The organism is Actinoallomurus sp. NBC_01490 (assembly GCF_036227085.1).
GTDB classification, from domain to species: domain Bacteria; phylum Actinomycetota; class Actinomycetes; order Streptosporangiales; family Streptosporangiaceae; genus Actinoallomurus; species Actinoallomurus oryzae.
This window is the reverse complement of the sequence record NZ_CP109433.1, coordinates 4,531,861-4,552,818: the sequence shown is the minus strand read 5'-3', so window position 1 is coordinate 4,552,818 and position 20,958 is coordinate 4,531,861. Positions and strand designations below refer to the sequence as shown.

At 71.7% G+C, this 20,958-nt stretch carries 16 protein-coding genes and 1 pseudogene; 8 read left to right on the top strand and 9 right to left on the bottom strand.

The features are described 5' to 3' along the window. Nucleotides 1-189: 189 nt before the first annotated feature. The gene (locus OG417_RS21680; RefSeq protein ID WP_329258935.1) at nucleotides 190-819 is read right to left on the bottom strand and encodes an alpha-ketoglutarate-dependent dioxygenase AlkB; all 630 of its coding nucleotides are present in this window, start codon (nucleotides 817-819) and stop codon (nucleotides 190-192) included. A gap of 134 nt (nucleotides 820-953) precedes the next feature. On the opposite strand from OG417_RS21680, the gene OG417_RS21675 reads away from it, so the two are divergent. Next, nucleotides 954-2,408, top strand: coding sequence for a WD40 repeat domain-containing serine/threonine protein kinase (locus tag OG417_RS21675; RefSeq protein WP_329258933.1), 1,455 nt, complete (start codon nucleotides 954-956; stop codon nucleotides 2,406-2,408). A gap of 19 nt (nucleotides 2,409-2,427) precedes the next feature. Here OG417_RS21675 and OG417_RS21670 read toward each other — a convergent pair whose 3' ends face one another. Both OG417_RS21670 and OG417_RS21665 read right to left on the bottom strand, forming a co-directional pair. Further along, entirely contained in the window at nucleotides 2,428-3,048 is a 621-nt protein-coding gene (locus tag OG417_RS21670; protein WP_329258932.1) for a cysteine hydrolase, read from the bottom strand. A 178-nt stretch (nucleotides 3,049-3,226) separates the two neighbouring features. Beyond that, nucleotides 3,227-4,612, bottom strand: a complete 1,386-nt coding sequence (locus OG417_RS21665) for an MFS transporter (protein ID WP_329258930.1) — start codon at nucleotides 4,610-4,612, stop codon at nucleotides 3,227-3,229. Nucleotides 4,613-4,815: 203 nt separating this feature from the next. On the opposite strand from OG417_RS21665, the gene OG417_RS21660 reads away from it, so the two are divergent. Continuing rightward, entirely contained in the window at nucleotides 4,816-5,199 is a 384-nt protein-coding gene (locus OG417_RS21660) for a MerR family transcriptional regulator (protein WP_329258929.1), read from the top strand. Here the strand turns inward: OG417_RS21660 and OG417_RS21655 are convergent. Beyond that, complete coding sequence (locus OG417_RS21655) at nucleotides 5,176-5,805, bottom strand: hypothetical protein (protein ID WP_329258926.1); 630 nt, start codon at nucleotides 5,803-5,805, stop codon at nucleotides 5,176-5,178. The two genes, OG417_RS21660 and OG417_RS21655, sit on opposite strands and share 24 nt — an antisense overlap. A gap of 259 nt (nucleotides 5,806-6,064) precedes the next feature. On the opposite strand from OG417_RS21655, the gene OG417_RS21650 reads away from it, so the two are divergent. The 6 genes and pseudogenes from OG417_RS21650 to OG417_RS21620 all read left to right on the top strand — a co-directional run bounded on the left by OG417_RS21650 (nucleotide 6,065) and on the right by OG417_RS21620 (nucleotide 10,741). Beyond that, nucleotides 6,065-7,315: a carbohydrate-binding protein gene (locus tag OG417_RS21650; protein ID WP_329258923.1), complete on the top strand. Its 1,251-nt coding sequence runs from the start codon at nucleotides 6,065-6,067 to the stop codon at nucleotides 7,313-7,315. Nucleotides 7,316-7,435: 120 nt separating this feature from the next. Continuing rightward, on the top strand, nucleotides 7,436-7,645 hold the full coding sequence (locus OG417_RS21645; protein ID WP_329258920.1) for an EF-hand domain-containing protein: 210 nt from the start codon (nucleotides 7,436-7,438) through the stop codon (nucleotides 7,643-7,645). Nucleotides 7,646-7,658: 13 nt separating this feature from the next. After that, a pseudogene (macS, locus tag OG417_RS54370) lies at nucleotides 7,659-8,756 on the top strand (MacS family sensor histidine kinase); the annotation flags it as partial. A gap of 70 nt (nucleotides 8,757-8,826) precedes the next feature. Continuing rightward, nucleotides 8,827-9,450: a response regulator transcription factor gene (locus tag OG417_RS21630; protein WP_329262452.1), complete on the top strand. Its 624-nt coding sequence runs from the start codon at nucleotides 8,827-8,829 to the stop codon at nucleotides 9,448-9,450. A gap of 72 nt (nucleotides 9,451-9,522) precedes the next feature. After that, nucleotides 9,523-9,648 carry a hypothetical protein gene (locus OG417_RS21625; protein ID WP_329258917.1) on the top strand — a complete coding sequence of 42 codons (126 nt, stop codon included), beginning with the start codon at nucleotides 9,523-9,525 and terminating at the stop codon, nucleotides 9,646-9,648. Nucleotides 9,649-9,691: 43 nt separating this feature from the next. Then, entirely contained in the window at nucleotides 9,692-10,741 is a 1,050-nt protein-coding gene (locus OG417_RS21620) for a UbiA prenyltransferase family protein (protein WP_329258915.1), read from the top strand. Here OG417_RS21620 and OG417_RS21615 read toward each other — a convergent pair. The 5 genes from OG417_RS21615 to OG417_RS21595 are packed head-to-tail and all read right to left on the bottom strand — an operon-like array spanning nucleotide 10,710 to nucleotide 20,919. After that, nucleotides 10,710-11,093 (bottom strand): winged helix-turn-helix transcriptional regulator, encoded by a 384-nt coding sequence (locus OG417_RS21615; RefSeq protein WP_329258913.1) that lies wholly within the window; start codon nucleotides 11,091-11,093, stop codon nucleotides 10,710-10,712. The two genes, OG417_RS21620 and OG417_RS21615, sit on opposite strands and share 32 nt — an antisense overlap. 9 nt (nucleotides 11,094-11,102) lie before the next feature. Further along, the gene (locus OG417_RS21610; RefSeq protein WP_329258908.1) at nucleotides 11,103-11,684 is read right to left on the bottom strand and encodes an NADPH-dependent FMN reductase; all 582 of its coding nucleotides are present in this window, start codon (nucleotides 11,682-11,684) and stop codon (nucleotides 11,103-11,105) included. 60 nt (nucleotides 11,685-11,744) lie between these two features. Then, nucleotides 11,745-15,695: a family 78 glycoside hydrolase catalytic domain gene (locus OG417_RS21605; protein ID WP_329258905.1), complete on the bottom strand. Its 3,951-nt coding sequence runs from the start codon at nucleotides 15,693-15,695 to the stop codon at nucleotides 11,745-11,747. Beyond that, a complete protein-coding gene (locus tag OG417_RS21600; RefSeq protein WP_329258903.1) occupies nucleotides 15,692-17,734 on the bottom strand; it encodes a family 43 glycosylhydrolase in 2,043 nt (680 codons plus the stop codon). Before OG417_RS21600 ends, OG417_RS21605 begins: the two co-directional genes overlap by 4 nt. Beyond that, nucleotides 17,731-20,919, bottom strand: coding sequence for a family 78 glycoside hydrolase catalytic domain (locus tag OG417_RS21595; protein WP_329258901.1), 3,189 nt, complete (start codon nucleotides 20,917-20,919; stop codon nucleotides 17,731-17,733). Before OG417_RS21595 ends, OG417_RS21600 begins: the two co-directional genes overlap by 4 nt. Nucleotides 20,920-20,958: the final 39 nt, after the last annotated feature.

Genomic DNA, 20,958 nt, shown 5'->3' with positions numbered 1-20,958 from the left:
AACCGGCGAATTCCCCGCTTTTGCCAGCTCAGGAGTGTGGAGGGCACCGGAAGGGGTGGAGGAGATTGGCCGGATCCGGCAACCCCTCGACCGTCCCCCGACAGAGGCTCTCGCGGGCCACCCCTGTGCGATCAGTGGACGTCGCACGCGCCGGCCACTCCCCCATCAGGGAGACAGGCCGCCGCGCGGTCAGCGGACGCCGCGGGGGCGGAACTGGATGCTGATCCGCGGGCCGGCCGGGCGGGCGGTCTTGGGTATCGCGTGCTCCCAGGTGCGCTGGCAGCTGCCGCCCATGACGAGGAGGTCGCCGTGACCGAGGTCGTGGCGCAGCGTTGGACCGCCGCCGCGCGGGCGCAGCAGCAGGCTGCGCGGCGCGCCGACCGAGACGATCGCGACCATGGTGTCCTCGCGACGTCCGCGCCCGATGCGGTCGCCGTGCCAGGCGACACTGTCGGCACCGTCGCGGTAGAGGCAGAGCCCCGCGGTGCGGAACGGCTCGCCGAGTTCGCGTGCGTAGTGCGCGGTCAGCGCGTCGCGCGCCTCGCGCAGGATCGGCTCGGGCAGCTCCTCGTCCTCGCCGTAGAACTTCAGCAGTCGCGGGACGTCCACGACGCGGTCGTACATGTGCCGGCGCTCGGCGTGCCACGGCACGGCGCGGGCGAGGCGGTCGAACAGGACGTCGGAGCCGGTCACCCAGCCCGGCCGCAGGTCGATCCACGCTCCGCGGTCGAGCACCGTGCGCCGCACCGACGAGCCGAGCACGCCGAGCTCGATCTCGTCGCCGCAGTCCAGCAGGGACCCCTGGAGCGCAAGCGTCATGACCTCAGTCTACGCGACGCGTTCAAACACATGTTCGACCATGATCGCTCCCTGACGCCGGGCCGAGCTCGGTGATTCCCGTGTTCCGACCGGCTCACGAGCCGACCGACGGCGCAGGTTGAACAAAAGGTCGAGTGGGTGTCCGTCAAGGAACGACGGTCGCACTGCGGCGGCATCCGGGCATCACCGTGGTCCACGACATCGAAGATCATGACGGCCGGCCTTATGTCGTCATGGAGTTGCTGGACGGCCGCGATTTCAATGCGCTGCTCGCCGAGTGTCCCGGCGGGCCGCCGGTCGGTTCCGCGGTCTCGCTCATGGCCGAGGTCGCCGATGCGCTGGCCTACGCACACGACAACGGTGTGGTGCATCGCGATATCAAGCCGACCAACCTCATGCGTCTGGCCGATGGCGCGGTGAAAATCTGCGACTTCGGCCTTGCCCGCCACGCCGGGGCGACCAGTGGCCTGACCATGACCGGCGGGGTGCTGGGCACGCCGGCGTTCATGGCCCCCGAGCAGTGGCGGGCAGATCACGCCGACGCCCGCACTGACCTGTACGCGTTCGGTGCGACCCTGTACGCCATCCTGACCGGAGCCCCGCCGTTCCCCGGCCCGTCCGTCGAGTTGTTGCGCGACCAGCACCTCAACAGCCTGCCTCCGCGCTTGCGGGACAAGCGTCCGGGGGTCTCCCCCGCGCTCGATGACCTGCTGCAGCGCTTGCTGGCCAAGAACCCCGCTGACCGGCCGGCCGATGCCACCGAGGTCACCGCGACCCTCCGTGGTGTCCTCTCTGGCCTTGAATCCGTCCCGGTCCCCCAGTCGGCCTCCTCCGCGCCACCCGCGCGCACCCCGATGATGCTCCCGGCGGCTGCGACCGCCCCGACCGCGACCCGGGACGAAAAGGGCGCGCGGCACGACCCTCCACCCTCCGGTCCGAGCCGGCGCACCTTGATCCTGGGCGGTGTCGGTCTCGCCGTCGCCGCCGGCGCTTCAGCGACCGCCTTCCTCCTTCCCGACCACCACCACTCCGCTGGAAGGAAGGTCACCCACACCACGAGCGAGACCGACCAGGACAGCACCAGCCCGTACGAATCCTTCACGCTCCCCGGCTACACCGGGGACGTGCACGCGGTGATCTTCAGCCCGGATGGCAAGACCCTCGCCGGCGGCTGTGTGGACAACGTCATCCTGCTGTACAAGGCCGCCACTCACACCGACATCGCCGCCCTCAAGGTCGGTGGTCCCCTGAGCGGCGAGAACTCGGTGGCGTTCAGCCCTGACGGGAAAGCCCTCCTCAGCGGCGGCATTGACGACACCGTTCGCCTGTGGAACGTCGCCACGCACGCCAACATCGCGAGTCTGGCCGGCCACACCAGCAACGTGCGGTCCGTGGCGTTCAGCCCTAACGGCAATATGTTCGCCAGCGGCAGCGACGATCGCACCATTCGGCTATGGGACGTCGCCACTCAACACAACATCGCCACCGTCCCCAGCCAAACCGGCGCCGTGCACTCGGTCGCCTTCAGCCCCGACGGCAAGACCCTCGCCAGCGGCAGCGGGACCGCCCGGGTGTGGATTCTGTCGTGACCCTCACGTGGCCTCGGTGTCATGGCCGGTGCTCACCCACCAGCGCGGCCATGCACTCGTCGGCCGGCAGGCACCCCGCCGTCGCGAGATCCAGGTTCGCCAGCGAGGCCAGGTGCACGTCCTCGCTCGCGGCCGTCACGCAGTCGGTCACCGGATGCACGTGGAATCCGAGATCCGTGGCGTGGCGGGCCGTCTGCTCGACGGTCAGGTTGGTCGCCACCCCGGTCACGAAGAGCGTGGTGACGCCCTCGTCGCGCAGACGCTGCGCCAGATCGTTGCCCGCGAGCCCGGACAGCTTCTGGTTGTCGACCACGTTGCCCGCCTTCGCGAGATGGTCCATCTCGTCAATGATCCGCGCACCCGGCGCGTACGGCCGGAAGCTTTCCTGCGCGTCCGCGACGGCCCGCATGAAGGCGGTGTTACGAACCAGCTCGCCCTCGTCTTCGGGAATCGTGAAGCGCGTGAAGTAAACCGGAACGCCTGCCCGGCTCGCGTCCTCGTGGAAGCGCGCCGCCCTGCCGATCACACCACTGCGTTCGACCGGCTCGCCGAGCATGCCACCGAAGTAGCCGTCGCGACGGACGACGTTGACCTGCCAGTGCAGCGCCAGTACCGCCGCTCGCCGCATCTCGATCGCCATTGGCCGCTTCCCTCCCGATGAACCGCCGCGCCCCTCCCCCACGGCGGACGCGGCGCTGCGCCTGCTCGTTGATCAAGCACGATTCTTCCCGATGGTACGGCCGTGGGCCATCAGGGCACGGGATCGCTGAGTACCGGTTCACCGGGGCGCAGGCGGCGTCCACCCAGGTAAGGAACGCTTAGCCGCGCGCCGCGCTCCCCCGGCCGCGCGCGGCGGCGAGGAGCATGCCCGCTGCCGCCGCCCCGGTGGTGAGCAGGAAGGCCACGCGGAACCGCGCGTCGTCCGGCGACGGGCCGAGCGCGAGTGTCAGCACGGCGACCGTGAGCGCGCCGGCGAGGTACTGCGAGGTCGTCAGCAGCGCGCCCGCCGTGCCCTGGTGCTCCGGCGGCACGTCGTGGGTGCCGATGATGAACATCCCGGTGTAGATGACTCCGTGCCCGAAGCCGCTGATCAGCAGGCCGGGCAGCAGGTCGGCGGCGTACGAGGAACCGCCCAGGCTGAGTGCCAGCCACAGCAGGCCGGCGGTGGCGGTGGCGAACCCGCCGACGAGGACGCCGTCCGGGCCGATCCGCCGTACGGCACGGCCCGCGACGGTGTTGCCGGCGGTCACCATCGCGGCCATCGGCAGGAACGCGGCGCCCGCCTCGAGCGGCGAGTAGCCCTTCGTCGTCTGCAGCAGCAGGGTGAGCAGGTAGAACTCCGAACCGACGCTGGCCATGTACAGCGCGGTCGCGGCCGCGCCGGACCGCAGCGAGCGCGTGCGCCGCAGGACGTGCTCGATCAGGACGTTGGGCGAGGTCCGCTCGTTGCGGACGAACACCGCGAACAACGCGACCGCCAGGCCGAGGCAGACGAGCGTCGGCGCGGAGGCCCAGCCGCGGTCGGAGCCGAGGCTGAGGCCGATGACGAGGGTGAGCACGGTGCCGGTACCGACCACGGAGGCGAGCATCGGGATGCGGCCGGTCGGCCGATGGCCCCGGCCGGTCCCGACCCAGACGGCGGCGCCGAGCGCGCACAGGAGCGTGAGGGGCACGTTGACGACGAAGGTGAGCCGCCACGACGCCGTCGTCAGCAGGCCGCCGAGGACGGCCCCGGCGGCCAGACCCGACGCCCCGACCGAACCCCAGACCACCAGCGCGCGGCTGCGCTGCGGACCCGCGGGGAAGGTCGTGCCGATGAGCCCGAGGACCGCGGGTTGCAGCAGTGCCGCGCCGAGTCCCTGCACGCCACGTGCGGCCAGCAGCACCGCGCCGTCCTCGGCCGCGCCCCCGATCGCGCTGGCGACGCCGAAGGTGACGATCGCGCCGATGAAGAGCCGGGCCGGGCCGACGCGGTCGGCCAGCCGTCCGCCGACGACGAGGAAACCGGCGAACAGCACCGCGTAGGCGCTGACCACCCACTGCGCGAGCGCCGAGTCGAACCCGAGGTCGGCGGCGATGCTCGGCAGGGCGATGTAGATGATCGAGTAGTCGAGGGCGATGAGGAACTGCGCCACCGACAGAACGGCCAGGGTCGCGGGTCGGCGTACGGTCGCGGACGCCGTCGGCGCGGTCACAACAGTCACGAAGTCTCCGTCTTCGGGAGAGGCAGGGACGCCGCCGAGAGTACGGGCGGGCACGCACAGATCGTCCACCGCCAATGCCCGACGGCACTGACCCGGCCGGTTCCGGCCGCCGACGGCGCCCCTCCTCTTCGCCGCCGCGAGATGGAGGACCATGCTCGAACGTTCACACTAGTGTGAAGGCAAGACGTCCACCGGGAGGCAGGGTGAGGATCGGTCGGCTGGCCGAGCGGACGGGAGTCCCCCCTCGCCTGCTGCGGTACTACGAAGAGCAGGGCCTGCTGACGCCCGAGCGCCTATCGAACGGCTACCGCGACTACGGCGAGCACCTGGTCGGCCGGGTGGCCCAGATCCGCGGGCTGCTCGACGCCGGGCTGACGACGAGCATCATCCGCCAGATCCTCCCGTGCCTGGACGACCCGTGCACGATCCACGTACGCGACGCGGACCCGGACCTCATCGCCGCCCTCGAGCACCAGCGCGAGCAGATGGACGCCAAGATCGCCTGCCTGACGAGAAACCGCGACGCCATCAGCACCTACCTCGACGCCGTACGCCGGGGCGGCTCAGGAGACGATGAGCGTCCATAGCCGGGACGCCATGCCGGAGACGCGGATGTCGAGACGATGTCTCCCCGGCGCGAGTCCCGGCTCGATCAACACCCACCAACCGTCGTCGGCGACCCGCTCACCGCTCTTGAAATCCACCGGGTTGCCGGGCACGGCGGAGGCGATCGCGTACGGCCGGCCGTTCGTGACCCGGGCCGGAGTCAGCGGCCGACCGTCCAGCGTCACGTCCATCCGGCCCGCCGAGAGCGTCGAACGCGGATCGCCCGCTCGCATCACATAGTTCACCACCGGCGCCAGAATCGGCCGGCCCGCAGGAACCGCGCAGGTACGCTCCGACCTCCCCCTGGGCGTGCCGCCGCCCAGCAGCCAGACCGTGTCCGGCTGATTCAGGCCGCACCGCCGCGAGTCGAAGTAGCGCGATGCGGGGATGGACGCGACGCGGAGCCACCATCGCCGTACGGCGGCGGCGAGGTCGACGTCCCCGGTCGGCCGGGCCGTGGGCGACGCAGTGGCGCCGCCGGTGGGAGGCCGCCCGGCGGTTCCTGAAGATTCTGTCGTACAGCCCGTCGCGGCGAGGACTCCCGCCGAGAGCACCACGACCGCCAGGCGCACCGTCTGAACCCTCACGAGATCCCTCTTCCGCGCATCGACCGACGCGCAGCCTACGGCGACACGTCGCGCCGGTCGTGCCGTTTTCCGCTGCGACACCCGTATTCGCAGCGGAATTCGGCGTAGGTCTCTGCAAACGGCTCATTCGGGAGTACTCTCCAGGAAACAAACAGGAAGGTTTCCTAAGAGAAGGTTAAGAGAACGCTTCCACCCCCCGGTTGGTCCCCGCCAGGACTACGGCCGGTCCGTACGTTCACCCCCCGAAGGAGAAGCGACCATGCGATGGAAGGCAGGCACGACCGGACGGCGGCGTGGGCTCCTCGCCGCCGCGACCGCCGCGGTCGGCGCGGCCGCCCTGGCGCTCGGCACGGCCTCGGCCGTCTCCGGCGCCACCGCCGCGTCCGCGAGTGAGCACGCAGCCCCCGCCGCGCTCGGTGGCAACTGGTACGGCGCGGCGCCGTACGTCATGCCGTTCGACAACAGCCCGCCCGACCTCGGCCCGGTGATGAGCGCGACCGGGCAGAAGTCCTTCCAGCTCGCGTTCATCCTCGCCCCGAACGGCGGCGGGTGCAGCCCGACCTGGGACGGCACCCACCCCGTCTCCTCCGACACGCAGGCCAAGTCGGTGATCGACGGGATCCGGGCGGCCGGCGGCGACGTGACCGTCTCGGCCGGCGGCTACGGCGGCACCAAGCTCGGCCAGACCTGCGGCGACCCGTCCTCGACCGCGGCGGCGTACCAGCAGGTGGTCAGCAAGTACGCGCTCAAGGCGATCGACTTCGACCTGGAGGAGCCGGAGTACGAGAACGCGACGGCGATCCACAACGAGATCGGCGCGGCCAAGATCCTGCAACAGAACAACCCCGGCCTGTACGTCTCGGTCACCACGGCCGGCACGACCGGCGGCGAGGGCACGGGCTGGTTCGGCAAGCAGATGCTGGCCGAGGCCAAGAGCCAGGGCTTCACCCCCGCCAACTACGCGATCATGCCGTTCGACGGCGGGTTCAACGGCTCGGCGGCGCAGATCAGCGCGCTGGAGGGCTTCCACTCGACGCTGATGAGCACGTTCGGCTGGAGCAGCGCCACCGCGTACGCCCACGAGGGCGTGTCGCTGATGAACGGGCGCTCCGACACCGGCGAGTACTTCCGGCAGGCCGACTTCCAGGCGGTGCTGGACTACGCCACCTCGCACGGCCTGTCGCGCTTCACCTTCTGGTCGGTGAACCGGGACCGGCAGTGCAGCCCTCCGGACAACAACGGGCAGACCTCCGGCACCTGCTCCAGCGTCACGCAGGGCGCCTGGGACTTCACCAAGTTCACCGCGGCGTTCGGCGGCGCGCCGGCCTCTCCCCCGCCCACCGACCCGGCGCCGGGCGCGTGCACGGCTCCGGCCTGGAACGCCACCAGCGTCTACACGGGCGGCATGGAGGTGACCTACTCCAAGCACACCTACAAGGCCAAGTGGTGGACCCAGGGTGAGACTCCGGGCACGGCCGACGTCTGGTCCGACGAGGGCCCCTGCACCTGACGACCCTGGACCGGCGGCCGGTGGGAGTCTTCCACCGGCCGCCGGGTTTTCGGCGTGTGTCGACCCGATTGTGTGCTTTCATGCTGAACGCCGCAGTACTTCGAGCACCGGGAGCCCGCCGTGACCACGCCCGCCGACGCCGCCGCGACGTTCAAGGAATTCGACTACGACGGTGACGGTTACATCACCGCCGTGGAGTTCAAGCTCGCCATGACCGCGCGCCACGAGCAGGTCACCGGCGACGAGATCGACTCGATCTGGGAGCACGCCGACAAGGACCGGGACGGCAAGATCAACCAGGCGGAGTTCACCGAAGCCTGGAACGCCTGACCGGGCGGACCGCTCCGCCGTGGTCGTACAGCTGTGGCGGGCGACCGCGGCGTTCCGCCTGGCCACGCTCGTGTACGCCGCCGCGCTCATCCTCCGCCACCGGCACGGCTACGCGCATCCGCTGGGCGGTCTGCTCGCCCTCGCGGTGATGGCCGGGTGGACCGCGCTGGCGACCGCCGTGTACGCGCGGCCCGCGCTGCGTCGCCGCGCTTTCGTCGTGGCCGACGTCCTGGTCGCGGTGGCGCTGGTTCTGGGCACGCGCTGGGTCGACACGGCCTTCCACATCGACCACGGCTCGCCGACCCTGCCGGTGTCGTGGGCGGCGGCGTCGGTCCTTGCCTGCGCGGTCACCGGCGGGCCGTGGGCGGGTCTGGCCGGGGCGGCGGCCGTCTCGGCCGCCGACGTGGCCGAGCGGGCGACCCTCGCGCCGAACACCTTCAACGGCGTCGTGCTCCTGCTGATCACCGGGGTGGTCGGCGGCTACGTCGTACGCCTCGGCACCCGCGCCGAGGCCGCCGTGGAACGCGTGGCCCGGCTGGAGGCGGCCACGGCCGAGCGGGAGCGGATCGCCCGCGAGGTCCATGACTCGGTGCTGCAGGTGCTGGCGCTGGTGAGCCGGCGCGGACGGGAGCTGGGCGGCGAGGCGGCCGAGCTCGGCCGGCTCGCCGGTGCGGGCGAGACGGCACTGCGCACGCTCGTGGCCACGCCCCCCGCCGCCGCCTCCGGAGAGCTGGACCTGCGCGCCCTCCTGGAGCCGTACGCCGCCGAACGCGTCACCGTCTCCGTCCCGGCCGACCCGGTACCGCTGCCGGCCGCCACCGCGGAGGCGATCGGCGCGGCGGTGGGCGCCGCGCTGGACAACGTGCGCCGCCACGCCGGCGCCGGCGCCGCGGCATGGGTGCTCGTCGAGGACGAGGACGACGTCGTGACGGTGAGCGTCCGCGACGACGGCGCCGGGTTCGCACCGGGCCGGCTCGCGCGGGCGGTGGAGGCGGGGCGCCTCGGCGTGGCACAGTCGATCGTGGGCCGGATGCGGGAGATCGGCGGCACGGCCCAGGTCACGTCGTCGCCGGGTCAGGGGACCGAGGTGGAGCTCAGTGTCACGCGATGAGCGCCAGCCGTACGGCGAGGAGCCGTACGAGGCCGGGCCCCCGGACGGCGGCGGGCACGACGACGGCCGCATCCGCGTGCTCGTGGTCGACGACCACCCGATGTGGCGCGACGGGGTCGCGCGGGACCTCGCCGAGGCGGGCTTCGCGGTGGTCGGCACGGCGGGCGACGGGGTCCAGGCGCTGCGGGTGGTCGCCGCGACGCGCCCGCAGGTCGTCCTGCTCGACCTGAACCTTCCCGGCCTTTCCGGCGCGGAGCTCATCGCGCGGATGCGCAGGCCGTCGCTCCGGGTGCTCGTCCTGTCGGCGAGCGGCGAGCGCCGGGACGTCCTGGACGCCGTGACCGCGGGCGCGACCGGCTACCTGGTGAAGTCGGCGCGGCTGGAGGAGCTCGTCGCGGCCGTGCGCGCGACGGCCGCCGGGGAGGCGGTCTTCACCCCGGGGCTGGCGGGCCTGGTGCTCGGGGAGTACCGCAAACTCGCCGCCGGCCCGGCACCGGACACGCCCCGGCTGACGGCACGGGAGACCGAGGTGCTGCGGCTGGTCGCCAAGGGCCTGACCTATCCGCAGATCGCCGAACGCCTCGTGCTGTCGCCCCGTACGGTGCAGAACCACGTGCACAACACCCTGACGAAGCTGCAACTGCGCAACAAGGCCCAGCTCGTCCGCTATGCCCTGGAAGAGGGCATCGAGTAGGTAGCAATACTCAGCCGCACTCGGGTCATCGTGCTCAGGCGCCCGGCGGCGCGGCGGCGGATGCTCGGGTGCATGAACCCCGATGGAGCTCTCTCGCCGCCACGCCGCCGGTCGTGGCCTCGCACCCTCCTGCTCGGCCTCGCCGCCGTGGCCGCCGCTGTGATCACCGTCGCGCTCACCTCGTCGCCCTCGCGGTGACCGCCGCCCTCGTACTCCTCATGAACGGCTTCGGGAGCAACAAATGATCCGCCGTCTGCGCCTGCTCGTGCTCGTCGCCCGCCCGGCGGTCATCATGCTGCTCGGAATGTTCGCCGCGACCGGACTGGCCCAGGCCGGGCACGGCGAGGACCGCCTGCTCCTGGCCCGCGTGCTGGCCGTCGTCGCCGGCTTCCTGGTCTTCTCGGTCGCCTGCAACGACCTCGCCGACGAGGCGATCGACCGGGTGAACCTGCCGGGCGACGCGCGCCGCCCGCTGGTGACCGGCGCGGCGAGCCGCCGCGACCTCCTGGTGACGGGCGTGGTCGGCGCGGCCGGCGCGCTCGCGGTGAGCGCGACGCTGCACTGGCCGGCGGTCGCCGTCACCGCCGCCGGCCTGGCGCTGAGCGCCGGCTACTCACTGCGCCCGGTACGCCTCGCCGAGCGGGGCGCGGTGGCGTCGCTCGTACTGCCCGCGTGCTACGTCGCGGTGCCGTACCTGCTGGGCGTGTTCGCCGTACGGGCGAACGCGCGCCCGGGCGACCTGCTGCTGCTCGCGGGCCTGTACGCGGGCTTCGTCGGCCGGATCCTGCTGAAGGACTTCCGCGACGTCCGCGGTGACGCGATGTTCGGCAAGCGCACGTTCCTGGTCCGCCACGGCCGCGTGTGGACGTGCGTGTTCAGCGCCTGCTGCTGGACGGCCGGAACCGCGCTGATCCCGGCCACCGCGCGCCGGCCGTCCGGCGCGCTGTTCGCCGCCGAGATCGTCTGCCTGGCGGTGGCCCTCGGCCTCATCCGGGCCCTGGCGGCCGACCGGGGCGTGCGGAGGGACGAGCGCATCATCTCGGCGATCGCCGTCGTCGGCCGCAGCATGATCCTGCTCCTCCTCGGCCACCTGTCGATGGTCCACGCCGGCGTGCCGGCCGTGCCGTACGACGTGGTCATCGGCGTCCTGACCGCGATCGTCCTCGCCCAGGCGACGGTCATGGCGCGCCGGGGCCCGGTCACCCGGCTCACCGTCGCCGGCGTCGGCCGCGTGGCTCGCCGGGCGGAGCCGCGCCTGGTCAGCGCTCCGGCGCCGGGCGGGGACCGCTGACCCGCGATCCCGCCGCCGGGGCGTGCGCGTCATCCGGCAGCGGGATCCACTTGTGCGCCCAGGAGATCACCGCCTCCAGCACCGGCTCCAGGTCGCGGCCCTTGTCCGTCAGGTGGTACTCGACCTGGACCGGCGAGGACGGGATCACCCGCCGCTCGATGAGGCCGTCGGCCTCCAGGCTGCGCAGGCGTTCGGCCAGCATCGTGTCGCTGAGGCCCGGCACCGCCGCCTTGATCTGGGCGTACCGGTGCTGATCGGTGAACAGGACGCGGAGGATCGCCCCGCTCCAGCGAGCGCCGATCAGCTCGATCGCGGCGTGGTAACGCCGGCAGACCCGGCGAACCTCGTCCATGGCCCTCCCTCATCTCGTCTCGGCGGCCTCGCGCAGCGGGCGCAGCGCCTCGGCCACCCGGAACAGTTCGTCGAACATCGCCTTGGCCGATGCCATCATGACGTCGTTCGGCAGGAGGTTGTCCTCCTCGTCGAAGAACTGCGCGACGAACGGGATGGCGACGGCCTCCAGGATCGGGGTCATCCGCAGCGTCGTCACCACCTGCTTGACCATCTGGGCGGCGCGGACCCCGCCCGAGACGCCCCCGTAGCTGACCAGGCCGACCGGCTTGTAGTGCCACTCGTGGTTCAGGTAGTCCAGGGCGTTCTTCAGCGGCGCGTTGATGCCGCTGTTGTACTCGGGCATGACGAAGACGAACGCGTCCGCCTCGGCGACCTTCGCGCTCCAGTCGAGCGTGTGCTGGTGCGTGTACCGGCGGAGCCGCGGGTGGTTGGGCTCGTCCATGAACGGGAGGTTCACCTCGGCCAGGTCGACGAGTTCGACCTCGGAGAAGCCGCCGTGCGCCGCCGCCTCCTTCTCGACCCACTGCCCGATCGGCAGGCCGACCCGCCCGGGACGGGTGCTCGCGACGATGATCTCCAGCTTGGCCACGATGAACGCTCCTCAATTTTTTCCTGAGTTACTCAGATAACTTTAGTGGACAGCATGCCGTCACGAGTCGTAGCCCTCCAGTTCCATGACCCGGCTGTACTTGTGGTCGTTCGAGTCGCGGACGACGAGTCGCAGAGCCGACGCCGAGACCTGGCCGAACGTCCGCTCGACGGTGCCCGCGGTATTGCCGCGCACCGTGGCGACCGTGCGCCAGTCGCCGTCCACGAGCGCCTCGGCGTCGAAGTCGCGCAGCCCCACCTTCGACGCCGGGGACTTGCCGCTGTCGAGGGTCAGCACGCGCACCCGGCCCAGGGAGACCGGAGCGGCCCAGGTCGCGGTGAGCGTGTCGGGGAAGTCGCCCGCGGTGTCGTCGTTCCAGCCGCCGACGCCGTTCAGCCAGACCTCGGAGCCGGTGCCACCGTCATTCGCCCACGCCGGGTCGGAGCCGCTGTGCGTGCTGGACGCCGACATCGTCGCGACGCGCACGAGGTTCGCCGTGACCTCGGCCGGGATCACCGCGCTCCGCGCACCCACCGTCAGCGTCACCGTGCCCTTCGACGTGCCCGGGGCCGCGCTCACCGTGACCGGAACGGCCGCCGAACCGTGCGCGGGAATCCGAACCGCACCGGATGAGGCCGAGACGGACAGGCCGGACGACGCCGTCGCGCGTGGCCGTACGGTCACCGCGTGGTCCTCCAGGTTCGTCACGCGGAACCGCGCGCTCGCCGGGTGACCGGACACGATCGGCACGGACGTGCCGAACGGCGGCTCGACGGCGAGCTGGTCACCGGGCGCCGCCACCGGAGTGGCCGGCGCGGTGAAGGTCCAGTGCCCCGAGCCGACCTGGTACACGGCACGGCCGTCCTGGACTCCCACGTACGTCGCGCCCGCCGGTGTGGCGCCCGCCCTGCCGCCGGGCAGTGGCACCTCGACGCGCGCCGGGGCGCCCGGCGGGACCGTGACGTCGAGCCGGAGCGTACGACCCTCGCGCCGCCACGCGCTCGCGACCCGGCCCCGCGGTGTCTCGTACGTGCCGCTCGCGGCCTGGAGGTCGCCGACCACGGCGGGCCGGATCACCAGCTGCCGGTAGGCGGTGCCGCCGTCGGCCTGGCGGATCCCCGCCAGGCCCGCGCTGAACCACTCGTCGATCGCGCCGAGCATGAAGTGGTTCTGCGAGCCGTAGCCGGTGGGGCCGTCCCAGTACTCCGTCAGCGCGGTCGCGCCGTGGACCACCTGGTAGCCGTAGCTGGGCGCGGTGACCTGCTGAGCGACCTCCAGGAGCACGTCGTCGCGGCCGGCGGCGGACAGCACGCGGAACACCGCGGGAAGCGCGATCTCGCCGACGGTGAGGTGGTAGCCCTTCGCCTGGATGGCCGCGACCAGGTGGTCGGTGACGGCCTTCTTCTGATCGGCCGGGACGACGCCCATGTCGAGCGCGAAGGCGTCTCCCGCCTGGCTGCCCGAGCCGTAGGTCCCGTTCTTCAGGTACTTCGCGTTGAACGCCCCGGCGATCTTCTGGGCCGTGGACTCGTAGCCGGACGCGTCCTCGCCGAGCAGGCGCGCGATCGCGCCGAGCGCGACCGCGTCCCGGTGGTACGCGTACGACGCGGCGATCCCGACCGGGGTCGAGGAGTCGGTGCTCGCCCAGTCGCCGTAGCCGTAGTCGAGCAGGGAGCCGCTCGCCTTGGACGTCAGGTAGTCGAAGTACTTCCGCATCGCCGGGAAGTACGTGCGCAGGGTGGCGAGGTCGCCGTAGGCCTGGTAGTGCTGCCAGGCCGCCATGATGATCGCGCTCCCCCAGTTGGGGTCGTCGCGGGCCGAGCCGCTGAACACCACGTACTCGGGGGCGATGTCCGGCACATGGCCGTCGGGCAGCTGCGCCTCGGCGACGTTCCGCAGAAGGTCCCGGTAGTAGGCCTCGACGTCGAAGTCACGGGTGACCGAGCCCTGCTCCAGGTGGGTCTCCTCCAGCCAGCCGAGCTTCTCGCGGTCCGGGCAGTCGGTGAGGGTGCTGAACATGTTGCCGGCGATCGCGTTGCCGACGATGCGGTGTATCCCGTTCAGCAGCAGGTCGGAGCTGGTGAACGAACCGGCCGTCGCGTTGTCCGCGCGCAGGATGACCGCGTCGGCGGCGCTCGCGGACGGCGGCGAAGGCAGGCCGGTCACCTGCAGATACCGGAACCCGTGATAGACGAAGCGCGGATGCCACGTCTCCGTGCCGGCGCCCGCGAGCGTGTAGTGGTCGGCGATCGGCGGAGTGCGGTCGCCTCCGGCGATCATGGTGCCCTGGTCGACCAGGCCGTCCGCGCCCAGCCGCTCGCCGGGCTTGACCGTGACCGTCGTTCCGCGCGGGCCCCGGACGTGCAGCACCGGCCAGCCCACGACGTTGGCGCCCAGGTCGAAGACGTACGTCCCGGCGGCCGGCCGGGTGACCCGCACGGTGTGCGCGGCGCCGACCGGGACGATCGGCGGGGACATCCGTGCGGCCAGGGTGATGCCCGGATCGGCGGTCTCGACGGCCGGCGTCCAGCCGCTCAGGTCGGCGTCGGCGCGGTCCCATCCCGTCTTCGCCGACCGCGCGTCCTCGTCCTCGCCGCCGTACCACTGGGAGAAGGTGGTCGGTCCGAGCGCGGTGCGCCATGAGGAGTCGGTGGCGATGCGCCGGGTCGACCCGTCCGAAAGCGTCACCTCCAGTTGCGCGAGCAGCCGCGGCGGCCCCTGCGCGCCGACGTACTTGGTGTACCGGTCGGCGGTGGGGGCGACGTTGTAGGTCCCGTTGCCGAGCCGTACGCCGATCGCGTTGCCGCCCTCGCGCAGCAGCCGGGTCACGTCGTAGGTGGAGTAGACGACGCGCTTGCGGTAGTCGGTGTTCGGCGGTTCCAGCACCGCGTCGCTGACCGGCCGGCCGTTGATCGTGGCCTCGTAGAGGCCCAGCGCGGTGACGTAGAGCCGGGCGCTGCGTACGCCGTGGTCGAGGGAGAACTGCCGGGCCAGGAGCGGGAGCGCGGGAAGGTCGGCGTGGTACGCGGGCGGCGGACGCTGCCCGGTGACGGTCGCCACCGTGGTGAACGTTCCGTCGTCCGACGTCCGCACGGTGAAGTCGACCGGGAAGTTCGGCGTCTTCGCGTCGCCGGTCATGACGTCGGTGCGCGGGTAGAGCGACACCTGGTCGAAGTGGCGGCTCTGGCCGAGGTCGAGCTGCAGCCAGATGTGGTGCCCCGGGTCCTGGGAGGAGTACGCCGGGCTCGTGTACCCGTACGGCGCCCGCTCGGTGGTGAGCGACCCGTCGGTCAGGTAGGGCGGCTCCCACTTGCCGGGATAGTCGCGCACCTCCGACGCGGTGACCGCCGCGCCCTTGGCCAGGTCCTCATCGGGATGAGCGGAGTCGGAGACGGCGATCTCGGCGAGCTGGAGCCGGGACAGCAGCGAGCCGCCCTCGGTGATCGGCAGGCCCAGCCGGGTGACGTCCAGGCGTACGTACCGGGCGTCCTGCGCGGGCACGGTGACCGTCACCGGGGTGGGCCGGCGGTTGATCCACCGGTCGTCACCGACCCACTTCGCCGACCAGTCGCCCTTGTCGAGGAGTCCCATCTCCCACCATGACGGCGCGGTCCAGGGTGAGGCCGTGCCGCGGGCGTCCCAGATCCGGACCCGCCACCAGACCCGCTGCCGCGAGGCCGGCGCTCGACCGGCGTAGGAGGCGCTCGGGTCCGCCGAGGCGACCTTGCCGGAGTCCCACAGGTCCGGATCGTCCAGGCGGCCCGGGGAGGACGCCACCTCGACCTGGTAGGCGGTCTGTGCCTCGTCATGCCCGGAGGCGCGAGGCCGCCAGCTCAGAGTGGGGGTGGCATCGTCGATCCCGAGCGGGGTGCGCAGAGCGTCGGTGCGCGGTTCCCCGGCGGTCAGCCGCGCCGCACCCGCGTCGGCAGGGGACGCGTGGGCCGGCAGCGCCGTCCACCCGGCCGCCAGCGCGAGCACGGCGACCTTCGCGCAGAAGGGGATGGGTCTCACGAGACCTCCGTGTGGAACTTCAGGTCGCGGCCGGGTTCGGGGGTGAACGTGCCGCCCGCGTCGGTGCTCACCGCCGCGGTGCCACCGGGATAGGGGTTCTGGTCGTCGAAGGCGAAGCCGTAACAGCCGACGGTGGTCGCCGAGGCGAGGACGAGGGCGTACGGGTGACCGCGTGTGACGTGGACGCGGGGATGGAGGACGACGTCACGGGCGGACCAGCCGACCGTGTCCGCCGGGACCGTGGCCGACCACACCGTCCGCGAACCGTCGCGCAGTTCGACCGTCAGCGGGTCGGACGGCGGCGTGCGGAGCACCCGGCCCTCTTCGGTCCCGTCCTTGAAGACCGTCACGGCGAGTGAGGTGAGCCGTCCGCTCCGGCCCCCCGTGAAGGTCTGCTCGCGTCGTTCGCCGCCCGCGATGTCACAGGCCGTGCGGAACCCCGTGACGCCGCTGGTCTGGTCGAGCCCGGGGATCGGCCGCTGCCGGCCCGGATGGCCGGGATTCAGGTGTATCCGCCCGTTCGTGCAGGTCAGCGGCTGGATGGAACCGTCCGCGGCGAACGACAGCGGCTGCCAGTAGAAGTTGGCCAGGGCCTCATTGGTGTGGAAGTCCCACAGGTCGCTGAAGTAGAGGTACTCCGGCGTGCCGTGGCGCTGCGGCAGGGTCGCGACCTGCGCGGGCTGCCCGCCGCACGAGTTGTCGCTGATCTTCACGCCGGACGTCGGGACGACCCATCGCGAGAAGCCGCCGGAGAAGTCGTCGGACAGCAACGTCGCGCCGGAGGAGGAGGTGACCTGGACGTCGTCGAACCTCGCGGACTCCAGGTTCGCGCCGTTCCACTCGCGGAAGCCGACCTTGCCCACCGGGTACGTCGCGTCGGTGTAGGTGTCGACCTGGACGCCGTCGATCGCGGTGGTGAACGTCGAGCCGGCCGCCGTGACCGACACGTGGTGCCACTCCCCCGCGACGATCGGCTCGGCCAGGGGCACGACGTGGCTCGCCGTCGTGGCGCCCGCGCGGCGCAGCACGCTCAGCGTGCCCTTGCCGGACGCCGTGCCGTTCAGCAGGAAGAGGTAGCCGTGGTCGTCGGTGTTCATCCGCAGGGCGAACCCGGCCTGTGCCGCCGTGCCGGTGGCCGTCGGCAACGGCGCGACGTCGAAGGAGAAGGTGTAGTCGGTCCAGTCCTCACCCTCCTGCGACAGGCCGTACAGGCCGCCGCGGGCGACCAGCGCGCCGTCCTCGGCGGTCCAGGCGTCGCGGCCGTGCCACGGGCCGAGCGGGCTGCTCGCCGTGAGGTACGACGTGCCGGTTCCGGTGCAGTAGCCGCAGTTCGGGTCGGACATCGTCAGGTAGTAGACGCCGTTCCGCTTGAAGAGCGAGGGCGCCTCGACCCGGGTCACCCCGGTGATGTCGTACGGACCGGCGGCCCGCAGATAGTCCGAGGTGAGCTTGATGACCGCGATGTGCCAGCCGGCGTTGCTGCAGACGAGGTAGCCGGCGCCGTCGTCGTCGACGAACACGTCGAGGTCGGCGGTGCAGTGGGTCTGGTCCGGCAGGTCGGGCACCGGTTGTTCGGTGAACGGCCCGGTCGGCCGGGCGCTCGTGTAGACGCGGAACCTGTCCGCCGCGTCCTGGTCGTTGACCCACATGACGTACCGGTGGGTCGCGGCGTCGTGGACGACGTGCGGGCGGAAGCAGTAGCGGCAGTCGCGGGGCGGCACGACGTACCCCCGGTCGGTCCAGTGCGCGAGGTCGGGCGAGGAGTAGACCTTGAAGCCGCAGAACGTGGTGTTGTACTGCCACTGGTAGCCACAGTCGTAGCTGGTGCCGTACAGGTAGTAGGTGTCGCCGAACCTCGTGATCGCCCCGTCGTGGGCGTCCACCGCGTTGCCGTCGGTGTCGAAGCGCACGACCTGGTTCCCGGCCGGGTCGAAGTTCGTGAGGTCGGTGTCGACCGCCGCCCGCGCGGGCGCGGCGAGCACCGCCCCGCTGAGGAGTACGGCCAGGCAGAGGGCCGCGAGCCTGCCGATGATGTTCATGCCGCCCCCCGCGCCGTGAAGGTCCAGTGGCCGGAGCCGACCTGGAAGACGCCGCGGCCGTCCTGGACGCCGATCCAGGTGGCGCCGGGCGGGGCCGCGGGCCGGCCGGTGCCGCCCAGGAGCGGGACCTCGACGCGCGCCGGCGCGCCCGGCGGGACGGTCACGTCGAGCTTGAGCGTGCTCCCCGAACGGTTCCAGGAACTGGTGACGGTGCCGCGCGGCGTCTCGTACGAGGCGGCCGCGTGCGTCAGGTCGCCGACGACGGCCGGGCGGATGCGCAGGTGCTCGAAGGCGACGGAGCCGTCGGCCTGGCCGATGCCCGCGAGCCCGGACCCGAACCACTCGTCGATCGCGCCGAGCATGAAGTGGTTCTGCGAGTTGCCGGACGTGGGGCCGTCCCAGTTCTCGGTGAGGGACGTCGCGCCATGCGTCACCTGGTAGCCGTAGCTCGGGTTGCCGGTCTGCGTGGCGACGGTGTAGATCAGGTCGTCCCGGCCCGCCGCGGACAGCACACGGAACACCGACGGAAGCGCGATCTCCCCGACGGTCAGGTGGTAGCCGTTCGCCTTGATGCTCGCGGTCAGGTGGTCGAGCACGGCCTGCCGCCGGTCGGCGGGCACGACGCCCATGTCGAGCGCGAGCGCGTCGCTCGCCTGGCTGCCGGACGCGTACGTGTCGCCCTTGAGATACTCGGCGTTGAACGCCGCGCCGATGCGGGTGGCGAGCGCGGCGTAGCGCTGCGCGTCGTCCGCCTTGCCGAGCACCCGGGCGATGCCGCTCATGGCCGAGGCGACCCGGTAGTAGCCGAAGGAGGCCGTCACGCCGACGGGCGTGCTGTTGTCGAAGGTGATCCAGTCGCCGAGGCCGTAGTCGAGCAGGTCGCCCTCTGCCTTGGACGACAGGTAGTCCAGGTACCGCCGCATGTTCGGGTAGTAGGTCCGCATCGTCGCCGTGTCGCCGTAGGTCTCGTACAGCTGCCACGGCGCGAGGACGAGCGAACCGCCCCAGTTCGGGTCGTCGCGGAAACCGCCGGAGAACACCGTGTACTCCGGCGCGATGTCCGGCACGAGGCCGTCGGCGGTCTGTGCCTCGGCCATGTTGCGGACGAGCTCGCGGTAGTAGGCGGCGACGTCGTAGTTCCGGGCGACCGAGCCGAAGACGAGGTTGTCCTCCTCCAGCCAGCCGAGTTTCTCCCGATGGGGGCAGTCGGTCAGGACGGAGTACATGTTGCTCTGGATCGCCCGATCGATGATCGTGTGGATGTCGTTGATGAGCGGGTTGGAGCCGGTGAACGTGCCGGCGGTGTCGTTGGCGGCGCGCAGCACCAGGCCGGTCACGGTGTCCTCGTCCGGCGCGGTGGGGAGCCCCTCGACCTGCAGGTAGCGGAAGCCGTGGTAGGCGAAGCGCGGATGCCAGGTCTCGACGCCCTTGCCGGACAACGTGTAGGTGTCCCAGATGGGCGAGCCGGTGGTGGCCTGGCTGACCGTGCCGTCGGAGTTCAGCAGCTCGCCCGGCCGCATCGTGACCTTGGTACCGGCCGGGCCGCTGACCCGCAGACTCTCCCAGCCCGCGAAGTTCGTGCCGAGGTCGACGACGTAGACGCCGGCCTTCGGCTCGGTGATCTTCTTCGCGTGCAGGGTCTGCACGACCTTGATCGGTGGGGCGGCGCGGGCGACCAGTTGCTTCGTCGGCGAGTCGACCTTGACGGCGTCCTGCCAGCCGTCGGGGGCCCGGCGCGCGTCGGTGTCCTCGCCGCCGTACCAGTTGGTGAAGGTCGTGGAGCCCAGCGCGGTGCGCCAGGAGGTGTCCGTCGCGACGGTCGTGCGTGTGCCATCGGCGTAGGTGATCTCCAGCTGACCGATGAACTTCGGCAGGCCGTCGCTGCGGGTCAGCTTCTCGTACCGGCTCGCCGTGGGGGGCACGTTGGCCATGCCGTTGCCGAGTTCGACGTTGAGGCTGTTGCCGCCGTGGTGCAGCAACCGCGTCACGTCGTACGTGGAGTAGACGACGCGCTGGTCATAGGCGGTGTTCGGTGGTTCGAGGACGGCGTCACCGATCGGGTGGCCGTTGAGCTTCGCGTCGTACACGCCGAGTCCGGTGGCGTACAGGCGGGCGCTGCGGACCTCCGCGCCGACCTGGAAGTCCTTGGCGAAGACGGGTAGCGCGCCGGGTGTGCCGTGGATCGGGGGCGGCGCCGCCTGCCCCTTCACGGTGGCGACGGTGTCGAACGCCGAGCCGTCGCCGGAGGTCTGGACGGTGAAGTCCTCGGGGAAGTTCGGCGTCCGGCCGTCGTCGGTGAGCGTGTCCGTGCGCGGGTAGAGCAGGACCTGGTCGAAATGCTTCTTCTGCCCCAGGTCCAGGGTGATGGTGATCGGGTCGGTCAGGTCCTGGTCCTTGTGCTCCAGGCTGGTGTAGCCGAACGGCGGCTTGTCGGTGGTGAGCGCGCCGTCCGTGACGAACCTCGGCTCCCACGAGCCCGCGGCGGTGTACACGTCGGTCGCGGTCACCGGCGCGTTCAACGCCAGGTCGGTGCCCGGGTCGGCGCTGTCGCTCACGACGATCTCGGCGAGTTGCAGCCGCGACACCTCGTACGGCCAGCCCTCTTTGATCGGAAGGCCGAGCCGGGTGACGTCCAGCCGTACGTAGCGGGACGTCTGTGCCGGGAGCTTGACCGTCACCGGAGTGGGTTGCCGGGCGGTCCAGTCGGGGTTACCGATCCACTGGGCCTTCCAGTCGGCCGGCTGGAGCAGCCCCATCTCCCAGCGGGCGGGCGCGCTCCACTCGGACACGCGCCCCCTCCCGTCCCAGATCCGCACCTGCCAGACGACCCGGCCGCGAGAACCCGGCGCCGGTCCGCCGTAGGCGGCGCTCACCGCCGTGGAGGCGACCTTGCCGGAGTCCCAGAGGCCGGCGTGGCCGAGCCGGCTCTCGTCACCGGCCGCGCGGATCTCGTATGCGCTTTGGGCCGCGTCACGCTGCGCGGACGCGAGGCGCCAGCTCAGCGTGGGACGCTGGTCATCGATCCCCACCGGGTCGGTCAGCCCGTCGGCCCGCAAGCCGGTGGCGCCGACCGATCCGGCGGCCGAGGCGCGCACCGGCGCCGCGACCGACAGCGTGAGCACGACGACACCTGTGACCACCCCGGCGATCCGGGGAACCTTGGGAATGCTGAAGACACCTGTCACCTCATCTGCCTTTCTGTGAGTCCCCCGACTCGTGTGAAC

Coding starts and splice junctions, on each gene's coding strand:
- OG417_RS21680 (WP_329258935.1), bottom strand. CDS start 819: ATGACGCTTGCGCTCCAGGGGTCCCTGCTGGACTGCGGCGACGAGATC.
- OG417_RS21670 (WP_329258932.1), bottom strand. CDS start 3,048: ATGGCGATCGAGATGCGGCGAGCGGCGGTACTGGCGCTGCACTGGCAG.
- OG417_RS21650 (WP_329258923.1), top strand. CDS start 6,065: ATGCGATGGAAGGCAGGCACGACCGGACGGCGGCGTGGGCTCCTCGCC.
- OG417_RS21625 (WP_329258917.1), top strand. CDS start 9,523: ATGAACCCCGATGGAGCTCTCTCGCCGCCACGCCGCCGGTCGTGGCCT.
- OG417_RS21620 (WP_329258915.1), top strand. CDS start 9,692: ATGATCCGCCGTCTGCGCCTGCTCGTGCTCGTCGCCCGCCCGGCGGTC.
- OG417_RS21615 (WP_329258913.1), bottom strand. CDS start 11,093: ATGGACGAGGTTCGCCGGGTCTGCCGGCGTTACCACGCCGCGATCGAG.
- OG417_RS21600 (WP_329258903.1), bottom strand. CDS start 17,734: ATGAACATCATCGGCAGGCTCGCGGCCCTCTGCCTGGCCGTACTCCTC.